Origin of the sequence: Chryseobacterium sp. (genome assembly GCF_041914225.1) — a bacterium.
Lineage (GTDB): Bacteria > Bacteroidota > Bacteroidia > Flavobacteriales > Weeksellaceae > Chryseobacterium.
Window position 1 is genome coordinate 36,170 of the sequence record NZ_JAYSDT010000028.1, and the last position, 18,753, is coordinate 54,922.

General features: G+C 35.5%; 20 protein-coding genes. 15 read left to right on the top strand and 5 right to left on the bottom strand.

Annotation, left to right across the window (positions count from 1 at the left end; translation table 11 throughout):
- Window positions 1–13: 13 nt before the first annotated feature.
- Window positions 14–556, bottom strand: a complete 543-nt coding sequence (locus ACE3RB_RS13205) for a hypothetical protein (protein WP_374464630.1) — start codon at window positions 554–556, stop codon at window positions 14–16.
- A gap of 95 nt (window positions 557–651) precedes the next feature.
- The gene (locus ACE3RB_RS13210) at window positions 652–1,203 is read right to left on the bottom strand and encodes a GNAT family N-acetyltransferase (RefSeq protein WP_374464631.1); all 552 of its coding nucleotides are present in this window, start codon (window positions 1,201–1,203) and stop codon (window positions 652–654) included.
- 84 nt (window positions 1,204–1,287) lie between these two features.
- Between ACE3RB_RS13210 and ACE3RB_RS13215 the strand changes: the two genes are divergently transcribed.
- The 8 genes from ACE3RB_RS13215 to ACE3RB_RS13250 all read left to right on the top strand — a co-directional run bounded on the left by ACE3RB_RS13215 (window position 1,288) and on the right by ACE3RB_RS13250 (window position 10,088).
- Window positions 1,288–2,766: a PLP-dependent aminotransferase family protein gene (locus ACE3RB_RS13215; RefSeq protein ID WP_374464632.1), complete on the top strand. Its 1,479-nt coding sequence runs from the start codon at window positions 1,288–1,290 to the stop codon at window positions 2,764–2,766.
- Window positions 2,767–3,201: 435 nt separating this feature from the next.
- Window positions 3,202–3,633, top strand: a complete 432-nt coding sequence (locus tag ACE3RB_RS13220; RefSeq protein ID WP_374464633.1) for a transposase — start codon at window positions 3,202–3,204, stop codon at window positions 3,631–3,633.
- Window positions 3,634–3,908: 275 nt separating this feature from the next.
- Complete coding sequence (locus ACE3RB_RS13225) at window positions 3,909–5,387, top strand: hypothetical protein (RefSeq protein ID WP_374464634.1); 1,479 nt, start codon at window positions 3,909–3,911, stop codon at window positions 5,385–5,387.
- Between the two features lie 267 nt (window positions 5,388–5,654).
- Complete coding sequence (locus ACE3RB_RS13230; protein ID WP_374464635.1) at window positions 5,655–6,935, top strand: hypothetical protein; 1,281 nt, start codon at window positions 5,655–5,657, stop codon at window positions 6,933–6,935.
- A gap of 319 nt (window positions 6,936–7,254) precedes the next feature.
- Window positions 7,255–8,076 carry a hypothetical protein gene (locus tag ACE3RB_RS13235; RefSeq protein WP_374464636.1) on the top strand — a complete coding sequence of 274 codons (822 nt, stop codon included), beginning with the start codon at window positions 7,255–7,257 and terminating at the stop codon, window positions 8,074–8,076.
- A gap of 8 nt (window positions 8,077–8,084) precedes the next feature.
- Entirely contained in the window at window positions 8,085–8,948 is an 864-nt protein-coding gene (locus ACE3RB_RS13240) for a hypothetical protein (protein WP_374464637.1), read from the top strand.
- Window positions 8,949–8,965: 17 nt separating this feature from the next.
- Window positions 8,966–9,733 (top strand): hypothetical protein, encoded by a 768-nt coding sequence (locus ACE3RB_RS13245; protein ID WP_374464638.1) that lies wholly within the window; start codon window positions 8,966–8,968, stop codon window positions 9,731–9,733.
- Window positions 9,734–9,755: 22 nt separating this feature from the next.
- Window positions 9,756–10,088, top strand: a complete 333-nt coding sequence (locus ACE3RB_RS13250) for a helix-turn-helix domain-containing protein (RefSeq protein WP_374464639.1) — start codon at window positions 9,756–9,758, stop codon at window positions 10,086–10,088.
- A 78-nt stretch (window positions 10,089–10,166) separates the two neighbouring features.
- On the opposite strand, the gene ACE3RB_RS13255 is transcribed toward ACE3RB_RS13250, so the two are convergent.
- On the bottom strand, window positions 10,167–10,532 hold the full coding sequence (locus tag ACE3RB_RS13255) for a VOC family protein (protein WP_374464640.1): 366 nt from the start codon (window positions 10,530–10,532) through the stop codon (window positions 10,167–10,169).
- Between the two features lie 46 nt (window positions 10,533–10,578).
- A complete protein-coding gene (locus ACE3RB_RS13260) occupies window positions 10,579–11,451 on the bottom strand; it encodes an alpha/beta fold hydrolase (protein WP_374464641.1) in 873 nt (290 codons plus the stop codon).
- Window positions 11,452–11,723: 272 nt separating this feature from the next.
- Here ACE3RB_RS13260 and ACE3RB_RS13265 point away from each other — a divergent pair, with 272 nt between their 5' ends.
- From ACE3RB_RS13265 to ACE3RB_RS13295, 7 genes are all read left to right on the top strand, one after another.
- Window positions 11,724–11,867 (top strand): hypothetical protein, encoded by a 144-nt coding sequence (locus ACE3RB_RS13265; RefSeq protein WP_002980068.1) that lies wholly within the window; start codon window positions 11,724–11,726, stop codon window positions 11,865–11,867.
- Window positions 11,868–11,891: 24 nt separating this feature from the next.
- Entirely contained in the window at window positions 11,892–12,038 is a 147-nt protein-coding gene (locus tag ACE3RB_RS13270; RefSeq protein ID WP_374464642.1) for a hypothetical protein, read from the top strand.
- A gap of 353 nt (window positions 12,039–12,391) precedes the next feature.
- Window positions 12,392–13,171 (top strand): helix-turn-helix domain-containing protein, encoded by a 780-nt coding sequence (locus ACE3RB_RS13275; protein WP_374464643.1) that lies wholly within the window; start codon window positions 12,392–12,394, stop codon window positions 13,169–13,171.
- 54 nt (window positions 13,172–13,225) lie between these two features.
- Window positions 13,226–13,513: a hypothetical protein gene (locus ACE3RB_RS13280; protein ID WP_374464644.1), complete on the top strand. Its 288-nt coding sequence runs from the start codon at window positions 13,226–13,228 to the stop codon at window positions 13,511–13,513.
- A 373-nt stretch (window positions 13,514–13,886) separates the two neighbouring features.
- Complete coding sequence (locus ACE3RB_RS13285) at window positions 13,887–14,411, top strand: hypothetical protein (protein WP_374464645.1); 525 nt, start codon at window positions 13,887–13,889, stop codon at window positions 14,409–14,411.
- An 82-nt stretch (window positions 14,412–14,493) separates the two neighbouring features.
- Window positions 14,494–15,297: a molecular chaperone gene (locus ACE3RB_RS13290; RefSeq protein WP_374464646.1), complete on the top strand. Its 804-nt coding sequence runs from the start codon at window positions 14,494–14,496 to the stop codon at window positions 15,295–15,297.
- Window positions 15,290–16,315: a hypothetical protein gene (locus ACE3RB_RS13295; RefSeq protein WP_374464647.1), complete on the top strand. Its 1,026-nt coding sequence runs from the start codon at window positions 15,290–15,292 to the stop codon at window positions 16,313–16,315. Before ACE3RB_RS13290 ends, ACE3RB_RS13295 begins: the two co-directional genes overlap by 8 nt.
- Window positions 16,316–17,312: 997 nt before the next feature.
- On the opposite strand, the gene ACE3RB_RS13300 is transcribed toward ACE3RB_RS13295, so the two are convergent.
- Window positions 17,313–18,170 carry a retropepsin-like aspartic protease gene (locus tag ACE3RB_RS13300; protein ID WP_374464648.1) on the bottom strand — a complete coding sequence of 286 codons (858 nt, stop codon included), beginning with the start codon at window positions 18,168–18,170 and terminating at the stop codon, window positions 17,313–17,315.
- Window positions 18,171–18,753: the final 583 nt, after the last annotated feature.

The window sequence follows — 18,753 nt, forward strand, 5'->3', positions numbered from 1 at the left end:
TTTTGCGCTCAGATTAATTCACTGCCGGATTTATAACTTCTGTTGTTAAACTTAATGATTTTAGCAGGTTTTTACTGTCAAACTGCAATGTTGCATAATGTTTGCCTTTTTTAAAAACAAGTTTCGACCCTCCGGGGAATTCACTTTCTGCCCTCATTTTCTGTGTCTTCGCACCGTATTTACTGAACTTTGTTTTACAATCCTGCAATGTGCTTTTATTAATGATAAGACCAAAAGGAAGCCCTTCTACTACTACAGGCCTGTTGTCTGAAGTAACGAAAAACATTTCATTAACAGTATTATCCTTTCCCAGGCTGGTATACATTTCAAGCCCCGTCTTCATTGGCCATTTCACATATTTTTCTTCATTGGCATCTTCATAAAAAACGGGTTTTACATTCAATGCTTTTGAGATTTTATCGGTTGTCTGCGGGAAAATAAATTCTGAATTCCTGTCTAATAAAGAATTTAAAGCTGCTGTTTTCTGTGAAAATGCAGTTACACTTAATGCCAGAAAAAAGATTGTTACAATGAAACTGAATGATTTCGTCTTCATGAAATAATTTAAAATTTTAATGATTTGAAGGTTAAAGGTATTAAAATTACATTATTCAGTCCTACAAAACATTAATAATCTATCCCTTTACTATTTTAATTTTTTGCAGAACCACAATAAACTCCCCATTTCTCCTTTGATATTTCATAGATATAATTCAATGAAGAGCCTTCTCCAAAATAGCTTACTTCCTCTTCACCTACCTTCTCTGCTCCAATCCTGCCAATTGCTATTTGTGAACGGACATTATCGGCTCCAATCTGAAAATACACCTTTTCAACATACTGAAAAATATAGTTTAACATGGCAGCTTTCACAACCTGATTTATTCCCTTACCCCAGCAATCGACCGAATAAAAAGTATATCCTATAAAAATGCTGTTTTCACTGGAATTATAATCATAAAAACGGGTACTTCCTACAATCTTTCCTGTGAATTTATCAACCACCCGGAATGCGCCTTTACTTTGAATAGCTCCGTCAAAAAACACTTTAAATACATCTTTTTTCCATCGGTCTTTACTGGGATGCTGCTCCCATACTTTAGGATCTGACGCTGCAACATATACTTCTTCAAAATCTTCTTCCCTCAAAGGATATAAATTTACTTTTTCAGTTTCTAAATGAGGTTGAATACTAAATTTCATATTATTTATGTTTTAAATTTTATTATTTAACTGCAGCAAAATTAGCCGTACATTGGAGTATATTTGTAGTCCAATATAAATAAAATGAATAGTCCGATTATTAAAAGTCTGCTGAACCATATAACTATTGACCCTGCTTCTGGCCGGGCAGTATATCTCCAGTTATCAGATGGAATTTTAATCCTTATCAGACAGGGGAAATTAAAAACAGGACAAAAACTACCTTCGTCAAGAGAAATGGCAAAGCTATTCAATATCAATCGGATCACAGCATCTAAGGCGTACGATGAACTACAGATGCAGGGCTGGCTGGAAAGCTTCATAGGACGCGGAACATTCGTTTCCTCACACATTCCGGAACCCGACCCTGAAAAACTTCAGGACATTGTAAGCAATAAAGGAATTAAAACAGCAGGTTTTGAACTTAATGAAAATCATTACCTTCCTAATCCTTGCTTTATTCCCAACTCAGACCTTCATTTGGATGATGGTTATCCGGATCCTAAGCTGGCTCCCTTGAAAGAACTTTACAGGTCGTACAGAAACCAGCTGACCAGAAGTGGTTTATATGATAAATTCGGGAGTTACAGTTTTCCTGATGGTTCCGAATTTTACAAAACCACCTTATCCAATCATTTGAACGAAACCAGAGGATTAAAAACTTCTCTGAAAAATATTTTATCCGTCCGCGGAACCCTGATGGGAATTAATCTTGTCTGTACAGGATTGATAAACCCCGGTGATGTAGTAGTATCAGGAATTCCGGGATGGCAGCGTGCAGAACACAATTTTATACATGCCAAAGCCCAACATATAGGGATTCCTGTAGATGAGTATGGGTTATGTGTGGATGAACTGAAAAAGATCTGTAAAAAAACTAAAGTGAGGATGGTATATGTAACCCCCCATCATCATTATCCAACTACGGTATCGCTACGTATTGACAGAAGGCTTGAACTGTTGAGACTTGCCAATGAATATGGTTTTATTATTTTTGAAGACGACTATGATTTTGACTTTCACTATAGCCACCGCCCTTTACTCCCGCTGGCCAGTGCTGATGAAAACGGAATGGTTATCTATTGCGGTTCTTTCAGCAAAAGCTTTTCTCCTGCCTTTCGTATGGGTTATCTGGTGGCTTCAGAAAATGTCATTAAACATCTTTCCAATATACGTGTACTGCTGGACCGGCAGGGAGATCATATCCTTGACAATGCCATAGCAGATATTATAAACGACGGAACGGTGCAGCGATATACAAGAAAAGCTTTAAGTATATATCAGGACAGACGGGATCATTTCTGTAATTTATTGAAATCCGAGCTTAACAAAGCAATATATTTTTCGGTTCCTGAAGGAGGAATGACTGTCTGGACAAGGTTTGACAAGAGCATTAATCTTGAAAAACTGGCAGCATACGCCTATTCAAAAGGCTTATACATATCAGATGGCAGTTTACACCGGTATGAAGGATATGATCAGAATGCAATACGTATGGGTTTTGCCTCATCCACCATAGATCAGCTTGAGCGGAGTGTAGAAATTCTGAAAGGATTAATCTAAACTTTTTCAAAATCAAATTGGACTATATCTTTTATCAAAATCGGACTACATATCCAAACCACTCTATTGATAAATTTGCATTGCGAAAAGAATCATACAATTTTAGACTTTATATTCTTTTTTTGACAGCCAATATGTCAAAAATTGTATTGTAATTTATATGATTTTGACAGTAAATGACAGCTAGCTATTTTAATTTATTCTGTAAAAATCAGGTTTAATAATTGGATTTAAAAGTTTGTATTTTCATGATGATTTTTTCCCAAAAAGGTAAAATCAGCCAGTAAATAACAGAATTTGATAAGTTTCGACAGTTATCGACAGCTATGACAATCCCTGTATTTGAGCAATCTTGATAATTTTGCATACGATTTGAAAATGCTGTAATCTGCTTCAAATATTTTTTATTTTAAAAACACAAATTTAATACTACGGATGATTTACGATATTAAGAATATCCATATGGGTGACCTCATCACCCAAAGAATAAAAGAATATAATATAGATAATAACCGAATCTGTAAGTTTATAAAATGTACAGATGAAGAATTAACTAAAATATTATCCCAGAAATCCATAGAAAGCGATCTGATTCTAAGATTCAGTATTTTGCTTGAATATGATTTTTTCAGGGTCTATTCCAATTACCTGATCCTTTATGCACCTCCTGCCAAAGTAAATAACAGCAATGCCCAATCTTCGCTCCCGCAGTTTAGAAAAAAACTCTACACCCAGGAAATTATTTCATTCATCCTGGATCTTATTGATTCAGGGAAAAAGAGTAAAAAGGAAGTGATGGATGAATACAAAATTCCTAAAACCACATTATATAAATGGATTGGTAAATATAAAAATGGATTTCATTAGTTGTAATCAACAGTTGTTCTACAGCCCTTTATATACAATTACATATATTCTTACTCTTTTACACTCTCTTGATACAATGGAGTTTAAAAAACACTATCGGACATTATAAAAAGTTCAAACAATTACTTATATCCATACAGATATAAAACCTGGCTGTCATATATTATGATAATCCGATAAAATATAATAATAAATAAGTAACTTTAATAGGTAAATCTTTTGCATGAATTGTGTTTACCCATGGGATTTTATCCAATATTTAAAAACTTTTATTTGTGAAAATTAAATTTTTACTGATAATTTTGGTTGTCTTCTATAATTTTTGTTATTCACAGGACAATAATGAACAGCAAAAAAGTATTGACAGTATGATTGTTGCTGTTCAGGGTAAAGATATTTATGCCACCAAAGGAAGCAAAGAGGTCTTACGGATCTGTACTGAAATATATTACCAATCTAAAGAGATTGATTACACCAACGGAATGATACAGGCTGATCTGAAAATGTCAGAAGTTTACCTGAATGAACAGAATTATAAAGACGCCTTTGAGAAGATTATGCAAGGTAAAAGTCTTGCAAAGAAAGATGATAATCATTATTTGTTATCTATGTTTCTTATACAGGAAGCTGTGGTTTATTCTGAACTGGGATATATTAAAAAATCTCAGAAAGCACTTAGCAACTCCTTGCTCCTTCTTAATAAAATACCTGTAAAAGAAAGCTATTTGATAAAAGGGCTTGTTGACAGGACAAAAGCAAAAAACATTCGAGCAGCAGGCAGTACAGAGGATTCTGCTTTGGTCTATCTATACAGAGGTTATGAGGAAATAAGGAAAATGAGTAATAAAAGTCCTTATAAAAAGGTTTTTCTGAGTCTTTTCGCAACAGATCTGGCAGAAGAGTATTATCTGAGAAATGATTTATCAAAATCAGAGATGTACCTGAATGAGTTTAAGAAAATAATGTCTCAGGAAAAGGATCAATCTGAATTCATCCATTATTATATCCTTAAAGGAAATATAGAAAATAAAAAGCACAACTATACACAATCACTGGATTTCTTCAACAAAGCCCTGGAAATCAATCAGAAATATAAAATATACACTCTCACGCTAAAAGATATTTATTCAGGGAAAGCAGATGCTTATTTAGGACTTAAAGATTTTAAAAATCAGGCAGCATACAGTACAAAAGCAAAGAAAATTACAGATAGTATTGTTACGGCTGATCGGGAATTCCTAAACCGAACAATAGACTTTAATGAAAATGAGGAATCTATTCCTGACAAGGAAAATATCAATTATTATCTTGTTGCAGGTATACTCATAGTGTTGGCGGGTTTGACGTTCTATATTACACATCGTAAAAAACCAAACAAAGCAACTGTAGAAGAAAAGTTACCGGAACAGGATCCTAAACCAATGATTATCTATGAAAATGCAAGGATTGAAACAGAGGTTGAAGTACTCCGGGAACTTGTTCAGCTGGCCAAAAATGACGACAAATCTTTTCTTCTCAGATTTTCTGAAGCCTTTCCGGCTTTCAACCAGAAACTTATCAGCATCAATCCCCAGCTTACCCATTCGGATCTGGAATATTGTGCTTTAATCAAGCTGAAATTTGATACCAAGGAAATAGCCCGTTATAAAAATGTTACTATAAATTCTGTTGTCAGTAAAAAATACCGGATCAGAAAAAAACTGAACATAAGCACTGATGAAAACATGTATACCTGGATGCTGAATATCGGATAAATTTTATTTGACTTCAAAAAATATTGAATTTTTAAACTTACTACAGTGAGAACAAAATTATTTTTTTCCATATTACTTATTTTCAGCAGCATATACTATTACCCGCAAGATTATTCCGGGCGGAAAAAGAGCATTGACAGTTTAATAAAAATTGGAAAAAGTAAAGATGCCTACAGTAATATTGGAAGCAAAGGATTATTAAAACTGTGGCATACCATATTTTCACAATCCCAAGATATTCAATATTCAAAAGGAATTACGGAATCTATGAAAATCATACCCTCCATTTATATGAATGAACAGCGGTATGAAGAAGCCCTGAAAATAATCCCTGAAGGCAAAATTTTAGCGGAGAAATATCATGATTATGACACTTTAGCCTGGCTCTATCTGGAAGAAGCGATGATTTATACTGAACTAGGCTATACCAAAAGGTCACGGAAATCTCTCAACAAAGCCCTTGCCCAAACAGATAACACCAGCAATGAAGAAGCTCATATCATTAAAGCGACAGCATACAGGACCATGGCAAGAAACCTGAGAAAGGAAAATGAAACCGAAAAAAAAGATTCTATCTTACTATATCTTCACAGTGGCTATAATGAATCAAAGAAAACAAGCTCTGCATTTGCCTATAGAAATTTTTATATTTCTTCCTTTGCCATAGAATTAAGTGACGAATATTATTCTAAAAATGACTTCAAAAATACTGAAAAATATCTGGCGCTGTTTGCCGGAAATATGAAAACAGAAAAAGATCAATCAGAGTTCATCAGATATTATACATTAAAAGGAAACATAGAAAATAAAAGGAGAAACTACAAAAAAGCGTTGGAGAATTTTGAACAGGCAGCCCAAGCAGCCCAGCAGGCTAAAATTTATCCATTACTGGTAAAAGATATTTATTCAGGAAAAGCGGAATCTTACTTAGGTCTTGAAGATTATAAAAACCAGGCCGTCTATTCTGCAAAAGCACAAAAAATAACAGACAGTATCTTTCAGGTTGAAAAGAAGGTATTGAATAATGTTATTTCTGCTCCTAATGAAAAGAATACTCAAGCTCAAACAGAACCGGATAATAAATCACTGACGATCACTATTATTTTATTTATCTCTATTGCAGGTATTGTCATATATATTTTTTATAGAAGAAAACCCCATAACAAAACACCTGAACCCCTCACTGATACTGTGGAAAGCTCAAACCAAAATGATATATTTCCTTATCAAAAGGTAAAACAGGATATCAATCCCGACGCTGTTAATGAACTCATACAGCTCGTTCATAACAATGACCAATCTTTCCATCTGAAGTTTTCTGAAGTTTTTCCAACATTTAATAAACAACTGCTGAAAATCAATCCGCAGCTTTCCCATTCTGATCTGGAATATTGCGCGCTGATCAAATTAAAATTTGATACCAAAGAAATAGCACGTTATAAAAATGTAACCCTCAATTCCGTAATCAGTAAAAAATACAGAATCAGAAAAAAGCTGAACATCAGCACAGAGGAAAACATGTATACATGGATACTAAATCTTGGATAATTTCAACATTTTTTACCTTTTTAACAATCCCGATTAACAAAACGACAGCTTTCGCTAGCTTATGATAATGCTTTTATAGTATTAGAAATTAACCCTTAAAATATCTTTGCCACATAATCCGGATGATCAGTTGAAATAATAATTAGCAAGTTACTATTGTCGTAGTGAAAAGCTTAAAATTATATCACCAGATATTATTGGGGTTCCGATTCTATTAACACAAATGTTATTACAGTATGAATTAGGAGGAAGGATATTTTCCCTTATCCTTCCCTTCTAAATCTGAATTAAAACACAAGAATGTAAAAAAAATTATACGATGAAAAAAACACATTTCATGCTATTCTGCATGCTGACCGTTAACGGGTATGCACAGGTTAGTATTTCCACTAATCCCAGTGATCATGAACCACATCCCAATGCCATACTGGATGTAAAATCCACAACTCCTGCCAAGGCTGTCCTGCTCCCTTCCGTACCTCAAATAAGCAGTGCAGCAAGCCCTGTTGGAGATGATACATTTAAAGGAGCATTAGTATACAGCAAGAACAATGCTTCTGTTTACGAACACGATGGAACACGATGGAAAAGTACCTATGACTATATTGTTGAAACCAAACCACAGTATCTTGCCCACTTTTCCAGACCTTCCAATGTTACTTTGTCATGTACAATCCCTTTTCTTGGAAATGGCTGTTCAGTATCCAATATAGTAATACCTATTAGCAGCTCTGGCGCTTCAGATTTTCAGGGAACTAATATCAACCTGTCTCTTGCCTCCAATATTATTACTGTAAATGAAGCAGCATTATACAGGATCACCTACAGGTCCTATGCGGTGTTAGGTCCCGCACCTACCGAAGTACGTTTAAAACTTCAAAAAGCAAGTGCTGCTACCCCAACCAACTTTACTGATATTGATTCACAATCGTTCACATCTGATAATGCCAGTTTAGGATATAATCCGGTATTTAACGGCTCAATTGTTACTCAACTGAATGTTGGTGATAAAATTCGTCTGGCCGGCTATATGCAGTATTTTCCTGCAATACCATTTCCTGGTATCTCAGTATCTTCTATCTTCCAGAACAATGGAACGAATGGCACCGGAGAGCTCGTTTTTGAAAAAGTAATCCTTTAATTATACACATGATGAAAACACAAATATTTACCTTCCTTTTTTCTGTACTGCTTGGTGTTTCAGCCTCTTCACAGGTCCTGATTTCCAAAACAGGAGGTAGTCCACACGTTAATGCACTACTTGATATAAAAGATCCTGCAAAAGGACTCATACTGACAAAAACCAACAGCATAGGAAACTTTCCACTATACAATGCCTCAGCAGAAGACCATTTCGATGACCTTCCGGCTCTGGAAGGAGCCCTTCTATACAATAAAGAAGATAAACAGTATTACAAATATGATGGTACCGTATGGATTCCTGCATTACAGCTGGGAGGGTTTCACAACCCCTTTGAAGCCCGTACAAAAGCAAGCGGAGTAAAATTATGGGCATGTGTCTCACTTGCAGGAATTAATACGTGTTCATTGTCACAGCTGTTTGGAAGCAATAACAGACAGACCATTCCTTTATCCAACCTTACAAACAGGTCACAGCTCCTTATTAATAATTTAAATACCCAGGTTGGAACTGATTATATTGTTATTCCTGCTGCAGGACTGTATTACGTTTCAGGTGTAGTAGGTTTTAACGGAACCAGCTTACTGGGCTTTGGACAGGATGTTTCGTACTGGGTAAACCTGGATGTAAGCTATGATAACGGAGCAACCTGGTCTACCCTTGCTTTTAAAGAAACCAGCCAAAGCGGAGGCGTATTCCTTGACCTCGGACAATCCGGGTATAAAAGTGCCAGTGTATCTTCCACCATTACATTACCCGCTAACAGCAGAATCAGACTGGCAGCTGCCGTATCTACAAATTCACTGATTTCTACTTATGGCAATTCTACAGATCATACCGATACATTTATTAATGTACAGCGATTAAAATAACTTTTAATACAAAAACAATGAAAAAATACATATTATTAAGCAATATATTGGCCGGATGTTTATTGAATGCCCAGGTAGTTATGGGAGGAGCTAATGTTAAATCTCCATACACTCAATTAGAACTACAGAATACTACCGGACAAAAAGTATTGATACAGCCTGCTGCCAGTAACAGCACAACTTTGCCAAAATATAATGCAGCCCAGCCTGACGGTTATGATGATGATCCTACAATGGATGCCATGCTGATGTATGACAAGAATGCATCCGTTTCCAAAGTGTATGACGGAACAACATGGAAACAGGCATTTATTCCTCAGGGAAAAGCCACTACATGGACCCGGGCAAGGATAGAACCCTCCAGCGTAGGATGCCTCGCTTTCTTGTGTTCTTCAGGAAATCTTCCTTTATCTATTCCCAATAATAGCAATCAGTTTTCGGATTACCTGTCTGTTTTCAGACCGTCAGATACTTTCCGGATACGCCAGAAGGGATTGTATAGAATCAATTTCAATGTGTTATTCAATGGAGGAAATATAGGTTTTGCAGGAGTAAAAGTAAATATTGCCATTGCTGTAAACGGAGAACAAAAAGCCTATATGTCAGCCAATGCAGCCTTTATCAGTGCAAACAGCTTTTCAGCATCGGCAGACACCGTTCTGTTTCTTGATGTGAATAATGATGTCAATTTCAGGGTTAACATCAGCACTCCCGGATTGTCTATTGCTGCCTTTACTTTCGGAGGAACACCGGACAGCAGCATCAGCTTAGCAAGAATATTATAAATAAAGTTTTTACAATTGGCAAATGAATAACCCGGATTACAAGAAGATATTCAAAGATATCATTCAATATCAGTATCCCCAAAAAGCAAAGGTTTGTGAGAATATTTTGAATAAGGAAAGCTTAACAGGAATAGATGTTATTACCCTTAACAATCTTATTTTTGAAACAAGCAGCCATGAAACTACCGTATTCAACCAAAAGCACCGCTCTTATGATGAGCAGTCAATAACACAAATATTAGAAGATCAAAAAAAACATAATCTCAACAACACTCAGCTTGCTCTAAAGTATAAGCTCAGCAGAAATACTGTTGCAAAATGGAAAAAGCTCGGCTTAGTCCCCGACATTCAATAATTTTTTATTCAAAGTACGTGTTTTATAACCTCCCTATTTTGGGAGGTTTTTTTATTAAAAGAGAATATTATATTACTATTATGTTTGCTGCAGATTAAACACCGTCCCCGCCGGATCGGTAATCCAGTGCATATTTTCAGGAAGCGCTTCAATTTCGTCACAGGTTTCTACTCCGTTTGACTGCAAATATTGTGTTGCTGCTTCTACATCAGGAACCTTAAGCTGTAACCAGGTTTCAGAATGGGTGTAATTGTCTACGCAGTCTAACCAGATCACATTATTCCCGAATTTTACTTCATGGGTCCTTGAAACAGTGGGATTGCTGATCGGTTTTTCCTCAACTTCCAGTTTTAAAATATCTTTATAAAAAGCAACGGTTTTTTCATATTTATTTTTAGGAATTTTTATAGCGATATTAATTCCTGCCTCAAATTTTGTAATCATAAGATAAGTTTTAATAATTGTCAATAGATTTCGCTGATGTATCAGACTATTTCAAAAAGCTGTTCAGATAGTTCAGAATGGTTGTGGTCTGCATCATCAGGCTGACATGGCTTTGTCCCGGAACAATTGCCAGTTGGGATTTCGGCATAGCTCCCATATCCGCAGAAACTCCGCCTCCCAATAATTTATAGGTTTTTGAAAGCTCGGTTTTATCCAGTCCATCATTATCACCAGCAATGATTAAAACAGGTACCGGAATTTTAGAAATATTATTATCCCCCAGATCAAAAGGCTTTCCGGCAGAAGCCATCATCTGCTCCAGGAATTTTGTCCATTTTGTTTTATCAGGGGCTACAGCATTATAAGCAGTATGCATAGGACTGTTTGTAAAGAGATCAGGTTTCATTCCTTCAAATGCTTTATTGACTTCCGGCAGCCAGCCGCTGCTTTTATACGTTGACGAAATGATTACCAGGTTATTCAGTCTTTCCGGGCTCTGTATCGCCAGCTGATACGCTACTTCCCCACCAAAACTATACCCTGCCACATCAGCCTTATCAATTTTCAGATAGTCCATCACCTTTGTAACATCATTGGCCAGAACAGCGTGTGATAATTTACGTTCCGAGAACGGGGTATGTCCATGCCCCTGAAGTTCAACAGCAATTACTTTTCTGGTTTTAGACAGTTCAGGAATCAGCTCTCCCCAATTCATATCAATGGTCATAAAAGCACCATGCAGTAATACAAGAGGCTTACCATTACCATAGACTTCATAATACACCTTGAGACCGTTAACGGGCACATAACCGCTTTCAGATGGCTTCACTTTTTGTGCGCATACCATACATGTAGCGGAAAAAACAGTTATCATCAGCAATGATTTTAGCAGAACAGAGAAATTAAATATACTTTTCATAATAGCATTGGATTTGGTAGTTAAACTTATTCAAAATTAACAAGTCATTATGAGATCCAACTTGCCACAAGACAAGATTTTATATAAACATGATTATTCCTCATTTAATAAATAATTTTCACTCTGTAACAGATATTACATTTTATTTATTTTCAGCAGATTAAAGGTAAAATATTAAAAATTATATTGATTGAAAGTAAATATTTTCACAATAATTCTACAACAGTTGATAAAAATTTACTAATTTCGGAAAGAACTAAACCTAAATTATTATGAAAAATTTAAAGAAAATCGAAAGACAGGAATTGAAAACAATTAAAGGAGGTATTGACTGCAGAGGCGGCCAGCTATGCTTAATTGGTGGTAAATGGCAATGTATGCCATACGACGGATGTGGTGGTGGAAACCAGCCTTAATCAGTTTAAAACAATTACTTGACTATGAAAAATTCTAAAAAAATCACAAGAAAACAGTTGAAAAGTATCAACGGAGGAGCTCTAAGCTGTTCCGAAGCGTGCTGCCCACCTCCGGGAATCAAAAGATGCCCATGGGTAATCTGTGTAGCACCATGTGAAATATTAAGTTAAAAAAAAACTGTATTCTCCAGATAAGGCCTGCAATTCGTATGAATTGCAGGCTTTTTATTTTTTACATCTTCAAAATAGCCTTCAGTAACCTGTAGTATAAAAAACACTTAAATATTCCCGATAAGCCCTCTGAAGATCAAGTTATTTTATATACATTTATATAAGTCTTTAAATCAAGTTACAAAGTGAGAACTGAAATATCACATGTATGCTACTTTGATTTGATTTACAGGTTCATTTATCTGATTTATAAATTTTCTTTTTATAAGACAGATTAACCATTTTTATTGAGGCTTATTATTATGTACGTTATAACAGACCAATTAAAAAATTTAGGATTTAGCATCAACACATTGAATAATGTAATACAAAGGAATAATAATAAAAGAAGTTTTAATACACTTGAGTATTTCTGTATTTATATCATTATAGAAGACATCACATTGGAAATAGAAAATATTCCGCACTTCATAAAAGGTGGGCACATCGCATTTTTAGGCCCTCAAAAGCAGATTGTATTTGGTGAAACCAAACGAGGTGAGGTTTATCTTATCACATTTTCTTCCAGTTTTTATGAAAGATCTGCAAAAGACAGTATGTTTCTCAATTCAAGGCTTTTTTTTAATTATGATTCTGATGTTTTTATAGCCCCTTTTGAAAATATAAGGGAAATGAACATAGTTTTTATGGGAAGGATGCACAACTTTCAGCATAAGGACGAAAGCCTGTTTATTTCAGCAGCTCATAATGCTATCGAAAGGCTGATCCTGGATGCATTTCTGCATATCCCTGCAGAAACACTGAAAAAAGATGTAAAACTTGATTACCTTCACTATGTAAACCGGTTTAAAATCCTTTTGCAGCGGGATTATAAAAAAGCTAAAAAGGTTTCCTACTACGCCAATGAACTGAACATCACCCCAAGAAAATTAACGGAGATGACCGAATATGTTCTGGGAAAAAGTGCGAAACATATTATTATTGAAAAGCTCATCAATGAATGTAAAAAATCACTTAGTTTCTCCGGGTACAACATTTCTGAAACCGCTTATAAGCTGGGATTCAGCGATGAAGGAAATTTCAGCAATTTTATTAAAAAACATACAGGAAAAAATCCCTCAGAAATGAAATAATATAAAAATAATATTGTATTTTTGGATAAATAACAAATAAGTGAAAAATACCATATGGGGATAAAATGTATTTTTTCAGTAGTATTCTTTTTTGTTTCCGTTAACATATTTGCCCAGGCAGATGATGTTCAGGTAAATGTGAGGCTCTACCCCACACAAATGCTTGCTGTTGGAGGTGACAGTGAAATGATTGATGAAATGAATGAAGCTACCCAATCGGAAATCAATTCTGTGATCATTTCAAGCCCGTCCGGTTTTCAGTTAGGAATTCAGCAGGATGAAAATGATGAGTATAATCTTATTAAAAGTCACAATGGAGTTATAGAAAAAAATTCATCATAAATCAAAAAATAGATAAAATTATAAAAGAGTTTAAAGATAAGTCCACTTCTATGATGTTAACTTTAATCTCTCAATAAGTAGATTTGATGCTATTTACCATGCATTGAATATTATTTTTTTTAATTTTTGATTATTTATTTTTAGTAAATTCATAATAATATAATATTCGTTTAACAATATCAACAGATTTTTTAATTTTTAATTAACTGAAATCGTTATATTTCTTTATAAAATACTCTTTATTATCAAGTTTTTTTCCAAAACCAAATTTACAAATCTTTAGTACTTTTTCACAAAATGAGTACCTGTAGCTCTGTCTAAATTTGCACCTGAAAAAAAACAAGAATACACTAATAAAAACTCCTGTTATTTTATGAAGAAATATATTGTAGCCTCCACGTTGCTATTGGGTTTTGTTGCATTAAAAGCTCAACAAACCGTAACTTTAAATGTCAGATTAAAGCCTATTCAAACCCTTATCGTTAACCCTGCTCAAAAGGTTGTTAACTTAGACTATAAAACCAAAGATGACTATGCAAACGGAGTATCTTCCGTAAATGCTGACCATTTAAGCATTTATAGTACCGGTGGCTTTCAGGTTAAGGTAAAAAGTGCCAATGCAGCTTTACAAAGCGGTGCCAAGAATATCCAGGCTAATACCATTCAGATTAAAGCCAGTGCAGGAACTGATGGAGTAAACGGAGCTCAGTATGCGCAAAACGTACAGCTTTCAGCTACTGAAGCAACATTGGTAACATCTGCAAATGGTGGTGTAGACAAAAAAATCAACATTGAATACAAAGGTGCCGGCGCGAATGCTTATCTTGACAATTACATTGCAGGTCAGGATCCAACTGTTTATACAACAGAGCTAACGTATACTATTATTTCACAATAAGTATTTAAATATTATAAAATTATATGGATAAAGTGTTACAGATTGTAGCACTTTATCTGTACTTTAAGAGCAAATTATAATAATGAGCCGTTCCTACATCATCTTTTTATTTTCTTTATTTCTTTTGTGTACCAAGACTAAAGCCCAGACAGGGGTATCTGTATCTCCTCCAAGACTTTATTTTGAATCTGACGCAGGCAAAAGTACCACCCAAAAAGTAACGGTAACCAATGTAAGCGCAAAAAACTCCCTTGACATGGCTGTCAGTCTGGGAGATTGGGAATACAACGGAACTGGAGAAAACAAAATGTCCCCAGCCAATACGCTGCCGACATCCTGCGCCAGCTGGGTAACCATAAAAAATGAAGACACTTATTTTACCTTAGGCCCGGGGGAAAGAAAAGATATTGATGTAACCATTACTTCTCCCAATGCATTAGTGGATCAGCTGTTGGCTCATACTGCCGTTCTGTATGTCAGCCAGATGAATCCTGTGAATGATGTGGACAATAAAGGAGCCAATATCAAAGTAAGCATCCGTTCAGGAATTAAACTTTTCCATAAATTGACGACCAAAGCCACTAAAAAAATTGAAATCCAGAACCTTGCTTTAGCCCAATCAAAAAAGGATCTTACTGTTTTATTTGAAAATCAGGGTAATATCTGGGCAGACGGAAAAATACAGACAGAGCTTATCAACACAGAAAACGGTAATAAGGTATCACTTGACCAGATTATTTTTTATACCATGCCTGGAAACAAAAGAGAGGTAAATATTCCCCTTCCTGCAACACTTTCGAAGGGAAAATATACCGCATCGGTAATGATTGATTATGGCGACAACAATAACCTGGAGTTGGCAGAACTGAATTTTACCTATGAATAAAATATTATGTCTTCTCCTATTTCTGTTCTCGGTAAGCTGTTTCTCACAGGTTTCATACAGCTCATGGGTAAACGGTTATCTGCAGATTAATTCTTATAACGGTAATACCAATCCTGATGCATACAATCTTACTTTAGCAGGAAATGGCAATATCAATATACCCAACTGGAGAGTTTCTGTACGATTGAAACAGCCTATTACCTCAAACAACGGGAATTACATATTACCAGCTAATAAAATTTCGTTTCAGCCGGTTTCATCGTCAGGAAAAGCTTACCCCAACCCCGTTCCCACTATTCCGCAAATTGGCATGCCACTTAATGTAATCCTGAAGGAAGGACAAGAAGTATTCCTGATTCCACAGTCCAATGCGGCGTTGTTTAATCAGCCGGCTCAGCCCAATGGTTATTACAGCCTTCAGATCAAATACAGCATCAGCCTGGCAGGAGGATCATATCTGGGATCATATCCTGCATGGATCACTTTTATAGCTCCGTTACAGTTTACAGCCTATGATCAGTACAATAATATTCTTGGTACCGTGGATCATAATTTTCAGTTTCAGATCGGCTCGCTTTCTGGTACTCCTACAGATATTCCGGAGCTGTCTATGAAGTTCGGAGCTTCTGCAATGAATGGTATTCTGGAATTTAAAAATATGCAGGATTACGCAAACGGGGCCAGTGTCATTTACTCTAATGCACTTACTGTAAAAAGCAATACAAATTATCAGATCAAAGTAAAATCGCTTCAGAACCAGTTTAGTGCTTCTTCCGGCAACTTTCTTCCTCTTGATGCTGTACAGCTTAATCTGATACCGGTTTCAGGCAACACGGGAACTGCAAATACGATTTTGCTGAGTACAGCTCCTCAGCTTATAGCAAATGGTGGTTCCACGCAGAATTCTGACGTTTATTATGACATGCGGTATTCTACCAAACCTAACGACGAAAGGTTCATCAATGCCAAATCAGAAGATTACACTACAACCATTCAATTCGAGATTACGCCTCAATAATTTATAATGCTTCACAACAAGCTATTCACGAAAATAATACTTTTTTTGTTGATCCCGTTTTCTATTTGGGCTTCAGCTCAGGCTGATGCAGGTATCAGCATGGAAATCCGCAATGAACAGAATTCAGCTAATCCGAACATTATAGATGTACTGCTTGTTTTGAAAAACAATGAAAGCAAACATTTTAAAGGCAGAGTTGAAGCAAACACCCCCACTGGTTTCAGAACCATTTCTGACAGTAATCCTGAAATTGAGCTGAATCCCGGCCAGCAACTTTTTATTCCCATAAAAATACTGAAAAGCGCTACAATACTTTCAGGTAAAGCCGATCTGATCTTCACCATTACTGATGAAAAAAAACACCAGGTTATAAAGAAAAGTCTGTCTTATGAAGTGACGGAGAATAACAACATGAGGATAACCGCTGAAAATCCTGTTGTCTACATGGGGACTTATAAGGATTCTCTGGAAGTCCGGGCAAGAGTTTCCAATTTAGGGAATAAAAAACAGAATGTGACCATCGTATTTAAGATTCCGGAAGCAACCCAGAAAAATCTGTTTATTGAAAAAAAGGGAACGATCAATGTTCAGAAAGATTCCGTATTTGTTTTCCGGTTTGTTCCTTCAGGCAACCTGCTCAGAAGCTCTCAGTTTACGGTGAATATTGCCGGCTTCAGAGAACCGGACAAGGAAATCTTCGGGAATACTTCCGTGTCCGTACAAAATGTTTCTTCTACACAGCGTTATCAAGACGCTGAATTCGACCTGTTTTCCAATTACAGTAAAAATACCATAACAGCAAGTTACAGACGCATTGGCAACAATACAGATATGTATCAGCTTATCGGGTCAGGTGGCTTTAATCTTCCCTCAGGTTATATGTTTATCCGTGGTAATATTTATACCCTGAATAACCAAAGCGATCCTGTGGTGAGCAATACTTACCTGACTTATCGCAGGGAAAAAAGTGAATTTACTTTGGGGAATATCAGTAAACTTATGGAAGTTTCACTATTCGGAAGAGGAGCAGAATATGCATATACTTCTTCTGATAAGGATAAGAAAATAGAAGTAGGTTTTGTAGATCAATCGGAACCTGAGGGAATGAGTAATCACCTATTGATATCTCATCTATAATAAAAGATGTATTAATGGTTGTTCCAGTCAGATTATTAGATATACTCTTAATTTTTTTTACAGAATTTTCCATCAATTTCTCCTTATCTTCAAAAGGGCTGTTAAGTATCAGGCTTGCCCCAGCTCCACTGTCAAAAAGGATTTTTCCAGAGTACCATTTCTGTCCTTGTCTTATTTTAATATCAAATTGCGGAATTGGGATATTATTTCCAAACTCAAATGGTATGGTCTTGAAATCCTTTACATCTAATTTTTCATCATTATTATACAGGAAAATAGATTTTTGGTCAAAATCAATTTCAGTTATAAACTTCTTAATTAAATTATTCCCTGTTATTCCATCAATATTTCCAAGCTTCTCTCTCATTCTTGTCATATCTTCCAGTACAAAATGAGCCTGGTCTATTTTTGAGTTCCCTACTACAAAAGACTGATTCAAAGCAACATCGTATACTTTACTTCCACCACCACCGGAAGCCTTCTGCTGGAAATTAGGTTCAATTCCTACACTTTTTGCAAAACCGGCATCTACCAAAGTAGTGGTAGCTCCTGTATCAAATACAAAAGTACCTTTCTGTTCTTTTATCTTAACATCTATCAAAATGTGGCTTGAGTTTTCAGCTAACCTGAAGTCAATTTTTTCTTTAAAATTTGGAGATGTTTGTGCGTTTAAAATAATACCTAACATTAAAGGTATTAGTACAAATTTTTTTTTCATTTGGGTTAGATTTTAAATATTTATGTACAGGAGCCCATTATATCGTCTTCCTGCATTGCAAATTTATAGATAGTATTCTTCCTGATCCTTACTTCAAAGACACTTCATAAAGCAAAATATTGAATAACAAATACATAAACAACCAATGACGAATGTTTGACGTAGAGTATAAAGGTGAATTATAAACTTAACAAAAAGGATTCTGTACGGATGGCGTCTACTATTCAAGCGATAAAAAATCCTGAGAAAAAATGGATATTTAGTGAAAATGAACCCATCATTATCTTAAATTTCCTAGACAAGTTAGCCACTGCATTCAAAAAAGATGATTTTTGAGCTATAAGATTGAATGGTTAAAGAAATATTGAACACTTAATAATGGATAATGAGAATATGTCAGTGATGAATTTCTTTTTTCGTTTAAAGAACACCGGAACCCGAACATATCTTTCTATATTGCTACGCATTATTGGAAAATGACTGAAATCAATACATAAAAAAAGAGACGTTAAAATTAACGTCTCTCTAAGCGGAGAGTGAGGGATTCGAACCCCCGGACCTGTTACAGTCAACAGTTTTCAAG

Coding starts and splice junctions, on each gene's coding strand:
- ACE3RB_RS13205 (WP_374464630.1), bottom strand. CDS start 556: ATGAAGACGAAATCATTCAGTTTCATTGTAACAATCTTTTTTCTGGCA.
- ACE3RB_RS13210 (WP_374464631.1), bottom strand. CDS start 1,203: ATGAAATTTAGTATTCAACCTCATTTAGAAACTGAAAAAGTAAATTTA.
- ACE3RB_RS13215 (WP_374464632.1), top strand. CDS start 1,288: ATGAATAGTCCGATTATTAAAAGTCTGCTGAACCATATAACTATTGAC.
- ACE3RB_RS13220 (WP_374464633.1), top strand. CDS start 3,202: ATGATTTACGATATTAAGAATATCCATATGGGTGACCTCATCACCCAA.
- ACE3RB_RS13230 (WP_374464635.1), top strand. CDS start 5,655: ATGAAAATCATACCCTCCATTTATATGAATGAACAGCGGTATGAAGAA.
- ACE3RB_RS13235 (WP_374464636.1), top strand. CDS start 7,255: ATGAAAAAAACACATTTCATGCTATTCTGCATGCTGACCGTTAACGGG.
- ACE3RB_RS13240 (WP_374464637.1), top strand. CDS start 8,085: ATGATGAAAACACAAATATTTACCTTCCTTTTTTCTGTACTGCTTGGT.
- ACE3RB_RS13245 (WP_374464638.1), top strand. CDS start 8,966: ATGAAAAAATACATATTATTAAGCAATATATTGGCCGGATGTTTATTG.
- ACE3RB_RS13250 (WP_374464639.1), top strand. CDS start 9,756: ATGAATAACCCGGATTACAAGAAGATATTCAAAGATATCATTCAATAT.
- ACE3RB_RS13255 (WP_374464640.1), bottom strand. CDS start 10,532: ATGATTACAAAATTTGAGGCAGGAATTAATATCGCTATAAAAATTCCT.
- ACE3RB_RS13260 (WP_374464641.1), bottom strand. CDS start 11,451: ATGAAAAGTATATTTAATTTCTCTGTTCTGCTAAAATCATTGCTGATG.
- ACE3RB_RS13265 (WP_002980068.1), top strand. CDS start 11,724: ATGAAAAATTTAAAGAAAATCGAAAGACAGGAATTGAAAACAATTAAA.
- ACE3RB_RS13270 (WP_374464642.1), top strand. CDS start 11,892: ATGAAAAATTCTAAAAAAATCACAAGAAAACAGTTGAAAAGTATCAAC.
- ACE3RB_RS13280 (WP_374464644.1), top strand. CDS start 13,226: ATGGGGATAAAATGTATTTTTTCAGTAGTATTCTTTTTTGTTTCCGTT.
- ACE3RB_RS13285 (WP_374464645.1), top strand. CDS start 13,887: ATGAAGAAATATATTGTAGCCTCCACGTTGCTATTGGGTTTTGTTGCA.
- ACE3RB_RS13290 (WP_374464646.1), top strand. CDS start 14,494: ATGAGCCGTTCCTACATCATCTTTTTATTTTCTTTATTTCTTTTGTGT.
- ACE3RB_RS13295 (WP_374464647.1), top strand. CDS start 15,290: ATGAATAAAATATTATGTCTTCTCCTATTTCTGTTCTCGGTAAGCTGT.
- ACE3RB_RS13300 (WP_374464648.1), bottom strand. CDS start 18,170: ATGAAAAAAAAATTTGTACTAATACCTTTAATGTTAGGTATTATTTTA.